Origin of the sequence: Cloacibacterium caeni (genome assembly GCF_907163105.1) — a bacterium.
In the GTDB taxonomy this organism is placed as follows: Bacteria; Bacteroidota; Bacteroidia; order Flavobacteriales; family Weeksellaceae; genus Cloacibacterium; species Cloacibacterium caeni_A.
Map to the genome: position 1 here is coordinate 1,567,356 of NZ_OU015321.1, position 13,935 is coordinate 1,581,290.

13 protein-coding genes and 3 tRNA genes are annotated in these 13,935 nt (G+C 32.3%); 5 read left to right on the forward strand and 11 right to left on the reverse strand.

Annotation, left to right across the window (positions count from 1 at the left end):
• Window positions 1-27: 27 nt before the first annotated feature.
• From glmS to KKQ76_RS07150, 3 genes are read right to left on the reverse strand one after another with little or no spacing between them, the layout of a single operon-like run.
• Window positions 28-1,878 carry a glutamine--fructose-6-phosphate transaminase (isomerizing) gene (glmS, locus tag KKQ76_RS07140; protein WP_213196507.1) on the reverse strand — a complete coding sequence of 617 codons (1,851 nt, stop codon included), beginning with the start codon at window positions 1,876-1,878 and terminating at the stop codon, window positions 28-30.
• A gap of 7 nt (window positions 1,879-1,885) precedes the next feature.
• The gene (locus tag KKQ76_RS07145; RefSeq protein WP_213196509.1) at window positions 1,886-3,448 is read right to left on the reverse strand and encodes a DUF4270 domain-containing protein; all 1,563 of its coding nucleotides are present in this window, start codon (window positions 3,446-3,448) and stop codon (window positions 1,886-1,888) included.
• A 25-nt stretch (window positions 3,449-3,473) separates the two neighbouring features.
• Window positions 3,474-4,244: a glycogen/starch synthase gene (locus tag KKQ76_RS07150; RefSeq protein ID WP_069799454.1), complete on the reverse strand. Its 771-nt coding sequence runs from the start codon at window positions 4,242-4,244 to the stop codon at window positions 3,474-3,476.
• 112 nt (window positions 4,245-4,356) lie between these two features.
• Here KKQ76_RS07150 and panC point away from each other — a divergent pair, with 112 nt between their 5' ends.
• The gene (gene panC, locus KKQ76_RS07155; protein WP_213196511.1) at window positions 4,357-5,199 is read left to right on the forward strand and encodes a pantoate--beta-alanine ligase; all 843 of its coding nucleotides are present in this window, start codon (window positions 4,357-4,359) and stop codon (window positions 5,197-5,199) included.
• A 90-nt stretch (window positions 5,200-5,289) separates the two neighbouring features.
• Here panC and KKQ76_RS07160 read toward each other — a convergent pair.
• The 3 genes from KKQ76_RS07160 to KKQ76_RS07170 form a co-directional block, all read right to left on the reverse strand.
• Window positions 5,290-5,362: transfer RNA gene (locus KKQ76_RS07160), tRNA-Lys, on the reverse strand.
• A 45-nt stretch (window positions 5,363-5,407) separates the two neighbouring features.
• Window positions 5,408-5,490: transfer RNA gene (locus KKQ76_RS07165), tRNA-Leu, on the reverse strand.
• A 36-nt stretch (window positions 5,491-5,526) separates the two neighbouring features.
• Window positions 5,527-5,599, reverse strand: a tRNA-Lys gene (locus KKQ76_RS07170).
• Between the two features lie 89 nt (window positions 5,600-5,688).
• Between KKQ76_RS07170 and KKQ76_RS07175 the strand changes: the two genes are divergently transcribed.
• Window positions 5,689-6,210: a shikimate kinase gene (locus tag KKQ76_RS07175; RefSeq protein ID WP_213196513.1), complete on the forward strand. Its 522-nt coding sequence runs from the start codon at window positions 5,689-5,691 to the stop codon at window positions 6,208-6,210.
• On the opposite strand, the gene KKQ76_RS07180 is transcribed toward KKQ76_RS07175, so the two are convergent.
• Window positions 6,188-6,619 carry an RNA-binding S4 domain-containing protein gene (locus KKQ76_RS07180; RefSeq protein WP_213196515.1) on the reverse strand — a complete coding sequence of 144 codons (432 nt, stop codon included), beginning with the start codon at window positions 6,617-6,619 and terminating at the stop codon, window positions 6,188-6,190. The two genes, KKQ76_RS07175 and KKQ76_RS07180, sit on opposite strands and share 23 nt — an antisense overlap.
• Window positions 6,620-6,693: 74 nt before the next feature.
• On the opposite strand from KKQ76_RS07180, the gene KKQ76_RS07185 reads away from it, so the two are divergent.
• A complete protein-coding gene (locus KKQ76_RS07185) occupies window positions 6,694-7,434 on the forward strand; it encodes a hypothetical protein (protein ID WP_213196517.1) in 741 nt (246 codons plus the stop codon).
• A gap of 30 nt (window positions 7,435-7,464) precedes the next feature.
• Here KKQ76_RS07185 and recO read toward each other — a convergent pair whose 3' ends face one another.
• The 4 genes from recO to KKQ76_RS07205 are packed head-to-tail and all read right to left on the reverse strand — an operon-like array spanning window position 7,465 to window position 12,109.
• Window positions 7,465-8,148: a DNA repair protein RecO gene (gene recO / locus KKQ76_RS07190; RefSeq protein ID WP_213196519.1), complete on the reverse strand. Its 684-nt coding sequence runs from the start codon at window positions 8,146-8,148 to the stop codon at window positions 7,465-7,467.
• Window positions 8,148-10,400: a type IX secretion system anionic LPS delivery protein PorZ gene (gene porZ, locus KKQ76_RS07195; protein WP_213196521.1), complete on the reverse strand. Its 2,253-nt coding sequence runs from the start codon at window positions 10,398-10,400 to the stop codon at window positions 8,148-8,150. The genes recO and porZ overlap by 1 nt, the downstream gene beginning before the upstream one ends.
• 9 nt (window positions 10,401-10,409) lie before the next feature.
• Window positions 10,410-11,360: a bifunctional metallophosphatase/5'-nucleotidase gene (locus tag KKQ76_RS07200; RefSeq protein ID WP_213196523.1), complete on the reverse strand. Its 951-nt coding sequence runs from the start codon at window positions 11,358-11,360 to the stop codon at window positions 10,410-10,412.
• Window positions 11,360-12,109 carry a 5'-nucleotidase C-terminal domain-containing protein gene (locus KKQ76_RS07205; RefSeq protein ID WP_213196525.1) on the reverse strand — a complete coding sequence of 250 codons (750 nt, stop codon included), beginning with the start codon at window positions 12,107-12,109 and terminating at the stop codon, window positions 11,360-11,362. The genes KKQ76_RS07200 and KKQ76_RS07205 overlap by 1 nt, the downstream gene beginning before the upstream one ends.
• Before the next feature lie 342 nt (window positions 12,110-12,451).
• Here KKQ76_RS07205 and dapA point away from each other — a divergent pair, with 342 nt between their 5' ends.
• Together dapA and KKQ76_RS07215 are read left to right on the forward strand one after the other, a co-directional pair.
• The gene (gene dapA / locus KKQ76_RS07210) at window positions 12,452-13,324 is read left to right on the forward strand and encodes a 4-hydroxy-tetrahydrodipicolinate synthase (protein ID WP_104793359.1); all 873 of its coding nucleotides are present in this window, start codon (window positions 12,452-12,454) and stop codon (window positions 13,322-13,324) included.
• 57 nt (window positions 13,325-13,381) lie between these two features.
• Window positions 13,382-13,870 (forward strand): GNAT family N-acetyltransferase, encoded by a 489-nt coding sequence (locus tag KKQ76_RS07215; RefSeq protein WP_213196527.1) that lies wholly within the window; start codon window positions 13,382-13,384, stop codon window positions 13,868-13,870.
• The last annotated feature ends 65 nt before the right edge of the window (window positions 13,871-13,935 follow it).

Below are 13,935 nucleotides of genomic sequence, written 5' to 3' on the forward strand. Positions count from 1 at the left end.
TAAAATATTTTGTATCTGATTAAAAATTTATTCTACTGTTACAGATTTTGCAAGATTTCTTGGTTGGTCTACATTGGCACCTCTGTAAACAGCAATGTAGTAAGCTAATAATTGTAACGGAATAGATGCTACTATTGGCGAGAAACATTCTGAAGTTTCAGGAATTTCTATTACATAATCTGCCATTGAAGCTACTTGCTCATCTCCGTAATTTACTACAGCGATTACCTTACCTTTTCTTGCTTTAATTTCTTGAACGTTACTTACAATTTTATCATAATGACCTTTTTTAGGAGCAATGATTACAATTGGCATATTTTCGTCTATTAAAGCGATAGGACCGTGTTTCATTTCTGCCGCAGGATAACCTTCTGCATGGATATAAGAAATCTCTTTCAATTTAAGTGCTCCTTCTAATGCTGCAGGGAAATTAAATCCTCTACCTAAGTATAAAAAATTGGTAGAATTCACAAAATCATGCGCAATTTCTTTCACATAATCATGTGTAGATTTTAGCACCTCTTCTACTTTTTTAGGAATATTGTCTAACTCCGTGATGAGTCTCATGAACTCTGCATTACTTAGATTACCATTATGCTTACCTAATTTAAGGGCGATAAGTGATAAAATAGTTAATTGAGCTGTAAATGCTTTGGTAGAAGCCACTCCAATTTCTGGACCAGCATGAGTATAAGACCCTGCATCTGAAAATCTTGCAATGGATGAATCTACCACATTACAAATTCCATAGATGAATGCTCCTTTTTCTTTAGCCAATTTAATCGCTGCCATAGAGTCTGCAGTTTCTCCTGATTGAGAAATAGCTACAACGATATCTTTTTCAGTAATGATAGGATTTCTGTATCTAAATTCTGAAGCATATTCTACTTCTACAGGAATTCTTGCAAATTCTTCGATAAGATATTCTCCGATTAAACCAGCATGCCAAGAAGTACCACACGCAATGATGATGATTCTTTCTGCTTTATTAATTCTATCAAGGTGATCCCAAATTCCAGCCATTTTAATAATGCCTTCATTTACAAGTAATCTACCTCTTAATGTATCTTGAATAGATTTTGGCTGTTCGAAGATTTCTTTTAACATGAAATGCTCGTAGCCTCCTTTTTCTATTTGTTCTAATGATAATTTAAGTTCTTGGATAGCAGGTTCTATTTTTTCATTTTCTTTGATGCTTCTAATATCTACACCATTTTCTAATGAAATAGTAGCCATATGTCCATCTTCTAGATATACTGCTTCTTTTGTAAATTCTACAAATGGCGATGCATCTGAAGCAATAAAATACTCTTTATCTCCTAGACCAATTGCTAATGGTGAGCCTAATCTTCCTACAACTAAAACTCCTGGATAATCCTTGTGCATTACGGTAATTGCATACGCTCCATAAACTTCATTTAGAGCATATCTTACTGCTTCAGGAAAGGTGGTGTTTTGAGTATCTAGAATATATTGAATAAGGTTTACTAGAACCTCTGTATCTGTTTCAGAAGAAAACGTAAAACCTTTACCAATGAGCATGGTCTTAATTGTATCATAATTTTCGATAATACCATTATGTACCAATGCTATTTTACCATCGTTAGAAACATGTGGGTGAGAATTTCTATCACTAGGAACTCCGTGAGTTGCCCATCTTGTATGTCCCATCCCAATATGAGAAGTTCCTTTCAAGTTTTCTGAAATAGCAACTAAATCAGAAACTTTACCTTTGGTTTTCTTAACTTCAAAATTATTATTTTTATCTTCAAGTACAATTCCTGCACTGTCATAACCTCTATATTCTAATCTTCTCAAGCCGTTGATAACAATATCATAAGCATCTTGAAAACCTGTATAACCTACAATTCCGCACATAGTTATATTATTTTTTTGAGTAAATTACTTTTAATTGAGCATATTTGGTATTACTAGGATTCGGGTTAGCATCTAAGCTTGGATCCGTTCCTACTAGAACAATTCTTTGAGGAGCATATGCTTTAGTAGTATAATCTGTTCCTAATAATCCCCCTGTGGTAGATGAAGTTTGGAAACTACCAACATTGATAGTAATTGGTTTATTTGCTTCTTCTTTTTCTACAATATTTTTAATAAACTGAGTAATACCAATTTCATAGTAAGCAGGATTTTTATCTAAATCTACTGCGTTAACCATTTTGTAAACTCCAGAATAAGCAAAAATATCTCTATCTGGGAAAAACGAAAATGTAGTCGTATTATCTGTACCTATTGTTTTTACTAATGTAGCAAAGGTATCTGGCTTAGCATAAGAATTATTCCATAAAACTTCGTCTGAATACAATCTTATTTTAGCAGAAAGCAAACCTGCTTTTTCGTTTTTATATAAGTTTTTAAGCTTAGCAATAATGGCATCAGGAATAACTACTTCAGCACCTGGACCGCCCATTCCTTGTAAGAAAAGTTTAGCATCTCCACTTGCATTAGGAGTACTTGGTACGTGATTAACAAATGTATTGCTTCTGTTATACTGAATCTGATTAAAATGTACATTAGATGAACCTAAATCTAGTGTATAACTTCCTTGAGTTCTTGTAGTAGTATTATTTTCTGTCTTATCATATTTATAATAGATAATAGCAGATAATTCATTAGGGTTAAAACTAAAAATATAACCATCATTTTCTACTACAGAAAATTTCAAACCTCTGAAATGTCTGATAAAACTCGCCGCGTCTTTTAATTCAAAAGAACCTTTTTTATCAATAATTTTAGATTGGAAAAAATCTTTATCTAAAGAAATTCTTAAACCTGCATCTCTGCTGAATAATTCAGAATTATCAGAATCTTTGGTAATTTTAATAGATCTAATGAATCCGTCAAATGATTTGGTTCCTAATAAAGTTCCTGTATTGACTTGTTGATTCGAATAGAAGTTAGTTTCTGTAGAATATAAGAAATCGGTAACTTCATGTACATTAATCGTGAAATTACTTTTTGCTTTTCCGTATTTTTTAATAGGATAACTCGATACTACTTTTTTTGCAGCTATATTATCTGGGTGTATGTAATCTTCATAAGTTTTAGTCACTACTGAATCTGTAGCTATTTGATATAATGGCTTCATCTGTAAAACTACTGAATCCACTATTGCATTTGCACCAAAATCTGGATCATAAGAAGATAATCTTACTTGAGTAACATATGATGACTTTTGCATCCCGAAGTTTGCCTCATCAAAAGCACCTAAAGTAGCTTCTGATAGTCTGTCATTATCTGCTTCTAGCGCATCATTATTATAAACATTATAGGCTACTACATCGAAACTTTCTTCTGTTCCTTGAGCTGTTCCATTTTGGAAAAATTGCATTCCTAATTCGTCTGGCTCAGATTCACAAGCTACTGTAATAGCAGCTCCCGAAAATAAAATAAAAAATAGCCTAAAGATATTCTGAATTTCTTTTATCATTTAAGTAATTATATGTGATTTGTGATTAGTAAATTTCGCTTATAGAACCGCCGTCTACATATTCGTTTTTAGGTGTTTTAGATTCTTCAAAGGCTTTGTCTAGTTTTTCTTCTAAAAATTCATCTCCTTTTACAATAGTATCTACCAAATTCATGCTTTCTATTACAAAACTTTGGATGGTAGGCTCTTCTAATGCTTTAAGGTTTTCAATATTATCAAACTTTAATTTTTCAGTAATATTGTCACCTAGAGATAAATCTTTTTCATTGTACACAGAAAGTACAAGTTGAGTATCGTTAAAATAAGAATCTGTCTTATAGTAATTTTTAAGGTAAATCGGGATAAATGAAGCCATCCATCCGTTAAAATGGATAATATCTGGAACCCAATTTAGTTTTTTAATGGTTTCTATTACACCTCTTGCAAAGAAAATTGCTCGTTCATCATTATCTTCAAACGGTTGATTATCTTCATCCTGATAATATTGTTTTCTCTTGAAATATTCTTCATTATCTATGAAATAAACCTGCAATCTTTCTCCTGGCAAAGAAGCTACTTTTATGATTAACGGCTGGTCTAAATCATTGATAATAATGTTCATTCCAGATAATCTAATCACTTCATGCAACTGAAATTTTCTCTCGCTGATAAATCCAAATCTCGGCATAAAAACTCTTACGTCATTGCCTTCTTGGTGCATCTTCAGTGCCATCTTGTTCACCATCATCGCCATATTACTATCTTCCTGATATGGAAACATCTCTGTGGTGACGTATAAAATCTTTTGATTCGGCATAATATTTTTTTCTTCTCTATACAAAGACGGTTAATTATGCAAAAATACAAAAAAATAACCGAATTTCTTTTAATTAACAATTTTTTATAACTTTACCCTAAATACAATTTTTATGAAAGTTCTGAAAAGCAAAAAAACACTGATTGATTATGTTGAAAGACAGAGAGAAATGGGTAAAAAAATAGGATTTGCTCCTACTATGGGCGCACTTCACCAAGGTCACCTTTCTCTTTACAAAGCTGCTAAAAAAGAAAACGACGAAGTTATTTCTTCCATTTTTGTAAATCCTACCCAATTTAATAATCCAGATGATTTTCAAAAGTACCCGAAAACCTTAGAAAAAGACTTAGAACTTTTAGAAAAAGCAGGTGTAGACGCTGTTTACGTTCCTAATGTAGAAGAAATGTATCCAGATGGACTAAACAGTAAAAAATATGATTTTGACGGACTCGAAAACGAAATGGAAGGCAAATACAGACCTGGTCATTTTGACGGAGTAGGAACCATCGTAGAAGAACTTTTCAGACAAGTACAGCCACACAATGCTTACTTTGGCGAAAAAGATTACCAGCAATTAGCCATTATCAAAAAAATGGTAGAAAAAACAAAACTACCCGTAAAAATTCACGAAGTTCCTACTTTAAGAGAAGAAGATGGACTTGCCATGAGTTCTAGAAATGTAAGACTCACTGAAATCCAAAGAAAAGAAGCAACCATCATCTACGAAACACTTACAAAAGTAAAAGAATGGTTTAAAGTGATTTCTCTGGAAGAAATTAAACAAAAAGTGACTGATATATTTAGAAATTCTAATTTCGAATTAGAGTATTTTGTCATTGCAGATGAAGAAACGCTTAAAGAAGCAAATGCTATAGATGAAGATAAAGAATACAGAGCATTTATCGTAGCGTATGCTGATGAAGTAAGATTAATAGATAATATGCATTTAGGATAAAATAAATAAAAAGCCTTCAAGTTACCTTGAAGGCTTTTAAACACCAAATCACAAAATATTAATATGAAAAAAATTTACTTTCGTAAATTGTGACCTGGCTGGGATTCGAACCCAGGACCCATACATTAAAAGTGTATTGCTCTACCAGCTGAGCTACCAGGTCTTTGAAATTTATAAAAATTTCTAAGTTTTTATTTTTTGCTCTTCGTGCCTACGACTGGACTCGAACCAGCACATCCTTAGGAAACCACCCCCTCAAGATGGCGTGTCTACCAATTTCACCACGTAGGCAAAAAAAATCCGTAAAGGGTATACGGAATTTTGTTGTGACCTGGCTGGGATTCGAACCCAGGACCCATACATTAAAAGTGTATTGCTCTACCAGCTGAGCTACCAGGTCTCCTTAACATCTCTGTTAAAAAGTGGTGCAAAGATACGCCTTTTTTTAAATTCTCAAAATTTTTTAAGAACTTTGTGCAAAATAAAATTATGATAATTTCACTTGTAGGCTACATGGGAAGCGGTAAATCTCACATTTCCAAAATATTGGGAGAAAAAATAAATTTTAAAATTTTTGACCTCGACAAAGAAATTTCTAAGAAAAAAAACATGACTATACCCGAAATTTTTGAGAAAAAGGGTGAAATCTACTTTAGAAAGTCAGAAAAAGAAACTTTGGAAGAGCTACTTGCTACCCAGGAAAATTGTATTATTAGTCTAGGTGGTGGCACTCCTGTGTATTATAATAACATGGAAATTCTTAATAATAATTCTATCACCATTTATCTGAGAGCAAATATTGGCACACTGGTTCAAAGATTATCTAAACAAAAAGAAAAAAGACCTCTTATTGCGAGAATAAGTGACGAAGATTTACCAGAATTTATCGCCAAACACCTTTTTGAGAGAAACATTTTTTACAATAAAGCACAATACGTTGTAGATACCGACCATAAAACACCAGAAGAAATAGTAGAGGAAATCACTACTATTCTTCAGCTACATCCTTAAAGAAAGAATCCCAATCATCTTCTGTCATAGAAGTTTCATCATGGTCTGTTTCTAAGAAATCATCCATATCTCTTCTATCTTTTTTGGTTGGTCTTCCTTCTCCTTTGGTACGATAATAATCCTGAGACATTTTTCTGAGTTTTAGCAATTCATATTGCTCTTTCTCGGTCATGTCTGCTACATGAAGGGCAACTAATTTGGCTCCTATTCTACTTTTGGGAATTTGTAAAACCTTAATTTTATAGTCGATTTGATTTTTTCTTATCTTGATAATATCTCCTTCTTTTACTTCTTTGGAAGATTTTACAGTGTTTTCTCCTACAGAAACTCTATTTTTCTTAATTTCTTCAGCTGCTATATTTCTTGTTTTGTAAAACCTAATACTCCATAAAAATTTATCAATTCTCATAATTTATTTATACTTTTGCAGTTATTGAAAATATCGAGCAATTTAATTAAACAAATCTAAAGGATAAAAAACTTATGAAAAAAATATTTTTGTTTCTTGCTTTAGCTTCTCTAGCTATCACATCATGTAATAATGATGATGACAATAACAGCACTACAGAAGAAGTGAGTATAGAAACTCAGAATACATATGATGATGAGGCCATTCAAAAATTTTTAAAAGACAACTATTTTGATTCTAGAGGAAATATCGTAGCATTTAGCAGTACTTCTACCACAGATGATAATGAGAAACCTCTATCTGATTACAATCCCGTAAAACTAAATTCTGGAGTAATTTACATCAGCAGATACACTCCTACTAATGGAAAAGCCATCGTAGCTACTGATAAAATAAAGTTAATGCACAACACTTATACCTACGTAGCTGTAAAAGGTAGTGATAATGTAGTGAAATTTGACTCGAAATATCCTTTTAGAACCACTATTATTACTACTGGAACACCAGAAATAGACCCTGCTTATTTCCATGTAAGAACAAGTGTTCTGAACAAATACAACACAGACAACAGCACGACTAAAACCAGAGCATTCTATGAAATGGAAGGTTTCCAGGAGGCGATTAAAAATTTCCAAAGTTGTGAATTAAATGACACGGACAACTACAACTTACAAGGCGTAATTATAGTACCTTCTAGAGCTGCATTTGCAAGAGATGAACATTTTGCATATTCTGCTTTTAGTTTCAGAAATAGAACATTTGTTTTCAACTTCCAAGTGTTTAAAACAGAAACAAGAACATCAGCAGAAGACTAAAAAATATAACCGCCTAATTAGGCGGTTTTTTTATTCAAATACTTCTAAAATTACAGGTAAAGATTTAGGCGAATAAAATTCTGGAAAGTGCATTTTATAGTATTGTAAAATAGAATCTAATAAAGGCTTTCTGTATTTTTTTTCAATTATAAAATCTTCTTCTATCTCTTCGTCTAAAATTTTCTTCCAGAGGGAAGATAGTTCTTCATCTACTTCTTTTTGTGAAATCTCTTCTTGAAAAATCCCCTTTTCAATATTTAAAAATTTTTCTTCGGATACCAATGGAGAAATTCCAAAAAACTGAAGCATTCTAATCAGAAAAAAATAATGCGCATGCATCTTTTTATCTAAAATTTTCTGTTTGAAAAATTTAATTTCTTGATAAAGAGCAACTTGCTGACTTTCATTCTTCAAAATTTGATTAAGAAAATCAGAAAGAAAGAAAATCACCGCGTTCTGATGAACATTTACCTCATCAGGTAATTTCTCACTGAGTTCTACCTTTTTAATGGTAGGAAGATTGCCATGATGACTTGAAAAGGTAATTTCCAGCTCATTAAGCGGCGAAAGAAAAGCTTTCTTTTTGTTCTTAGCAGAATATATTCCTCTCATGAAAAACGACTGAAAACCGCTTTCTAACGTATAACAATGCAGAATGGCATCATAATCTCCGTATTTAATATATGAGAGTAAAAATCCTGTGTTTTTATCCATTAATTCACCACTGCAATTTTAGCGGTAGCTTTATCGGTTCCATCTTCATTGGTCATTAAGACAAAATAAATTCCCGAAGCTACTCTAATGCCTTTTTGATTATTGAGGTTCCATTCGTAATATCCGCCTCTTGCTACTGCTTGATGAACTACGTTTCCTGCTGCATCTGTAATTCTAATATTGGTTTTTTCGGCAAGTCCTGTAATTTTTACATTTCCTCTGTATTGACTTGTAACGACTGGATTTGGGTAAACCTTTATATCTGAAAAATCGCTAGAAATATTGATTACATCTCCTTGATACACCACAATTCCATCAAAAGTTACAAAATAAACCCTTCCTGTTTTGGGATCAACTTTTATATCGGTAACCACATCACTGGGTAATGGCGAATTCACTTTTGTAAAATGAGAAATGGTATTTTCACCATTAGAACTAAGATAAAAAACACCTCCACCTTCTACAGAAACCCATTTTTGATTCCCAGAGTCAACTTCAATTTGAAGAATGGGTAAATCCTTAAAAAGTTCTTCTGGAATTCCATTTTGGGTGATGACAATAGGCTCTACTATAGGAGTTTTTTCAACAGCTGAAGACCCCCCAGATAAAATTCTTAGCCCTTTATCAGTACCTATCCAAATATCTCCTGATTTATCGCCAGCAGAGCTCAAAGTTCCTGCGCCACTATCTGGCAATCCGCTTTTAACATCTAAAAGAAATATTTTATCATCTGATAAATTATCAATCGTCTTGTTATAATCAAACGCAACAAAATAATTTTGTCTTGGTGTAGATAACCAAATGTAACCATCAAAAAAAATAGGTTTCTGAGCTGCCGCAACAACATTTAAATCCTTGACTAAAAAACCATCAGTATTTTTATCATAAAATAGTAATGACGAAGCAACAGTACCTATTGTAAAAGCCATACTCCCAATTAAATTATTCTGATCATCATAGGTAAAACCTACTGGTCTGTTATAACTGAAATTTGTAGAAAGACTATAATATTTAACAAAATCAAAATCTTTTTTAGATTCATTATAAGTAAATTTATAAATACCTTGACCTGTTGTTTGATTATAGTTTGCGGTAAAAACTTCTTTGTAATTGACTGGGCTTGCAATAACATCTAAAGTATTAAAAATAATAGGATTATTTAAAAAATAAGAAGGATACACCCATTGTCTTCCATCATAGAAATAAAATCCTAAATCTGGCCTTGGACTTATAGGAGAATTATACCTTCCTTCTCTTCCCCCAGTTGATACCCATAATTTATCATCTTGAATTTGAATCTTATATGAAATATTAGAATACGGTCCATCTGGTTTATAGGAGGTTTTAGATTCATCATAAATCCCTGAAAGTTTAGTTCCTGTATAAACTTGATTGTTTACTACGAAAGCCGTATTTACTTCTTCTGCAATATCTATTGTTTTTTGCAATGTTCCTGTAAGTGTATACGCGTACACTTTGGTTTGGTCTGCAACAATAATTTGGGAATCCGTAATTTTGAGGTCTTTAATTTTGGTAAAACTTTGCGGAATAGAACTTAAACTTCCCACATTACCATAATACACCGTATTATTATTAGATAATACCAAAATTGCTTTAGAATCTATCTGTGTATAATTCCCTGGTACTGAATTCCAATTGCTGTACACCGAAAAAGTTACATCTATAGGATGATATTTAAGACTAGTTCCTGTAATCGCATAAACCGTATTGTCTTTTATGGTGGCTTCTAAAACTTTTTCGTAAGAAGTACCATTAAAAAAGAAACAAGTATCCCCAAATTCTTTTTTGGTGATGTTAAAAATAGAAACACCATAACCTACAGAAATCACGGCTTTGTCTCCATTGATAGAAATATTATTAATCGTTTTACTTCCGGTATAACTTTGAGAAAGCGGAATATCTACCACATACGTTACACCATCTGCAGTTACCACATCTAGATTACCAGATTTATAACCTATAATTGCTGTATTGGTAGCAGCGTCATAGTCAAAAGCCGAAATTTTCACTTCGTGCAAACCATTGGCTTTAGAAAGTTTGGTAATTTCACCTGAAATGGTGTTGTAATAAAAAACTCCGTTCTCGGTTGCTGCAATAATTTTCCCATCTTTTTCTTTGAAAGCCAAAACATTATTGTAAGAGAACAAATCGCTCCACTTACTATTGGTGTTTTGCGAAAACACTGAAAAATACAAAAAGAGCAGTAAAAAGACTAATATATTTTTTTTCATCATCAATTTTTAACCTAAAATGCTATCATCTATAACTTGATTATTCCATGAAATATTTTGTAAGCTCTTATTTTTGTCAAAATAAAAATCTATTCTTCCTAAAAGCAATCCAGCCCAACCTACTTGATTCACCAAAACGTTTTTGCCACTTTTATTGGTAAAAGATTGTGGTTCTGGTAAAAAAGTATGAGTGTGACCTCCTAAAATTAAATCAATATTATCCGTTTGAGCTGCTAATTTTTTGTCAGAAATTTTATCAGCATCATCTCTGTAATCAAAACCAATATGTGATAGACAAATTACCAAATCACAACCTTTTTCTTTTCTCAGAAAATCTGCATAATGCTGTGCGATTTCTACTGGGTTTAAATACTTAGTTTCCTGATATTGTTTCTTGCCCACCAATCCATCTAACTCTATTCCCACTCCGAAAAGTCCTACTTTAATTCCATCTTTTTTGAAGATTTTATATTTTTCGGTTTTTCCATCAAGAATGGTATTGCTGAAATCATAATTAGAAGTGATAAAAGGGAATTTAGCATTTGGTAAAGCCTTCAAGAAGCCCTCTAAACCATTATCGAAATCATGATTTCCCATAGTTGCAGCATCATAACCCATCATAGACATTAATTTAAATTCTAGTTCGCCTCCATAAAAATTAAAATATGGTGTTCCTTGAAAAATGTCACCTGCATCTAACAAAAGAACATTTTTTTCTTGGCTTCTAATCTGCTGAATTAAAGTAGCACGTCTTGCAAAACCTCCTTGATTAGGATTTCTAGAATAACTAGAATCAAAAGGTTCTATTCTACTGTGTTGGTCATTGGTATGTAAAACGGTCAATTTATAAGCCGCATTTTTATCAAGAATACTTTTTTGACTGGCAAAAACTAAATTAGGCGCTAAAGAAAGTGCTAATGTTCCGCCTCCTACTGTTCTTAAAAATTCTTTTCTGTTCATTAGTTTTTCCCTTTAAAATTTAAACGAATATCTGTATTAGCTTTTACTTCTGGATTTTTCTTGAAATATTCTAAAAATAAATCTCTTAATTTAATTCCTGTAGAAATCAATTCTCCTTTGCTGAAAAACTTCATATTATCACCACCCAAAGCAAGATAATCAGACGTAGCAATGTAATACACCTTTTCATCTTCTACATTTTCGCCATCGATTAAGGCTTGATTGATTTTACCGTTTTCTGTTTCGATGTAAAGATGAGAAACAGGGTTATTTTTCTGTGTTTCTAGATAATATTGAAATAAACCTCTTAAATCACTCCCTTTCATTTTTACGATTACCACTTCGTTTTCAAAAGGCATTACTTCAAAAACATGTTTGGTCAAAATATCTCCTGCTCCAATCGTAGAACGAATTCCACCGATGTTAATTACCGCAGCATCTACATCAATATCATTTTTTTCGCCCCATTCTTCTGCTCCTTCATAAGTGAAATCTGCCAAAAGGTTCCCTAAATTAGAATTGTCTCCCGATTTATTAAGGTCTACAGAAGTGTAAGAAATTTTAGAATTCATTTTTTTCTCCAACTCTACTTTGTAAGGAGCAATAACGGAAACAAAATTCTGATTTTCTGCAATTTCAGAAGTGATAGAAGTATTTTTCTGCGGTTGAACTTGAGCCACTTGAAGCGGAGCTCTGCATGCAGAAGCAGTAAGCGCAACGATGGCCAACAACCAAATTTTATTTTTCATGATTTTATAAAAATTGTAATGCAAATATAATTGATTATCTGTTATTATGAATAGATTTTTTGGCGGGCGTGAACCGAAGAAATTTGCGTAAAAAATAGCCCCGATTGCCTCTTTGTTTCTTTATATTTTTAAAGGAATCGGCTAAACTCTTGCCTCGTTTTGAAGCGGAAATCCTTTTAAAATTTTCAGGTTTTTTCATTTTATGAAACCTGAGTGAAAAAATTTTAAAAGGTTGCAGCGAAAAGCGGGACCAAAAGTGATGAGAATTAGTAAACTTCTTGCTCCTGAAAAAAAAATTTTCACTAATTTTGAACAAATTAATTTTTATAACACAATTTAACAATGAGTAACTTAAAAGGAGTAGGTGTAGCATTAGTAACACCTTTCAACGAAGATTTATCAGTAGATTTTGATTCGCTAACGAGATTAGTAGAATACAACATCGAAAATGGCACCAATTATTTAGTAGTTCTAGGAACCACAGCAGAAGCTGCTACTCTTTCTGCAGCAGAAAAACAAGAAGTTATAAAACACGTTATAAAGATTAATAATAAACGTTTACCATTGGTTTTAGGAATCGGTGGAAACAATACTCTAGAAGTTAAAAAACAAATTGAAGAAGCAGATTTAACTGATTTCGATGCGGTTCTATCAGTATCTCCTTACTATAACAAACCCAACCAAGAAGGACTTTATCAGCATTATAAAATGCTAGCTTCTACAGGAAAACAAATCATTATTTACAACGTTCCAGGAAGAACTGGTCAAAACATAGAAGCTTCTACCACATTGCGTTTAGCAAATGAATTCCCTAATCTTTTTATGATTAAAGAAGCTGCACCAAACATCTTACAATATTTTGACATTTTAAGAAAAAAACCTGCAAATTTCTCTTTAGTTTCTGGAGATGATGAATATACGCTTCCAGTAACTTTAGCTGGTGGAGACGGTGTAATTTCTGTAATTGGACAAGGTTATCCTAAGGAATTTTCTACGATGGTACAACTTGCTTTCGAAGGAAAAGTAAAAGAAGCTTATGAAATTCATAACAAATTAGTAGAAATCACCAGACTTATTTTTGCTGAAGGAAATCCTTGCGGAATTAAAACCGTTTTAGCAGAGAAAGGAATCATCAAAAACTACTTAAGATTGCCTCTAGTTGTTGCTTCTGAAGGTTTACAAGCCAAAATAAAAGCAGAAATGGCAAAAATTTAATATTATAAATTTTAAATTTCAATATTAAGAACTTACCTTTGTGTAAGTTCTTTTTTTATGATTACAAAAGCCACAATAAAAGACATTCCTTTAATTCAAGATTTAGCAGAAAAATCTTGGAGAAGTCACTATCCGGGAATTATTTCTCCTGAACAAATAGATTTCATGCTGGATTTAATGTATTCGGAAGAAGAAATCACCAGTCAATTTAATAATCCCAATTATCATTATTGTCTTTTGGGTGATGCAGAAAATTTCTATGGAATTATGGGCTTCGAAAATCATTATGAACAAAACACTACTAAACTCCATAGAATCTACATTACCGAAGATGGAAAAGGAAAAGGTCTAGGAAAAGAAGCCATTCAGTTTCTTAAAAATCAAATTCTAGAAGTGGGCGACCAAAGAATTATCCTTGCCGTAAATAAGCAAAATCCATCTTATCATTTTTATCTTTCTCAAGGCTTCAAAGTCTATGAAGAAGGTGTTTTTGACATTGGAAATGGCTTCGTGATGGATGATTACTTGATGGAATGGAATGCATAAATTATCATATCTTTAACACTTCATATACATTCTCTATTAATTTTTTCACTAACTTTGTGAAATAT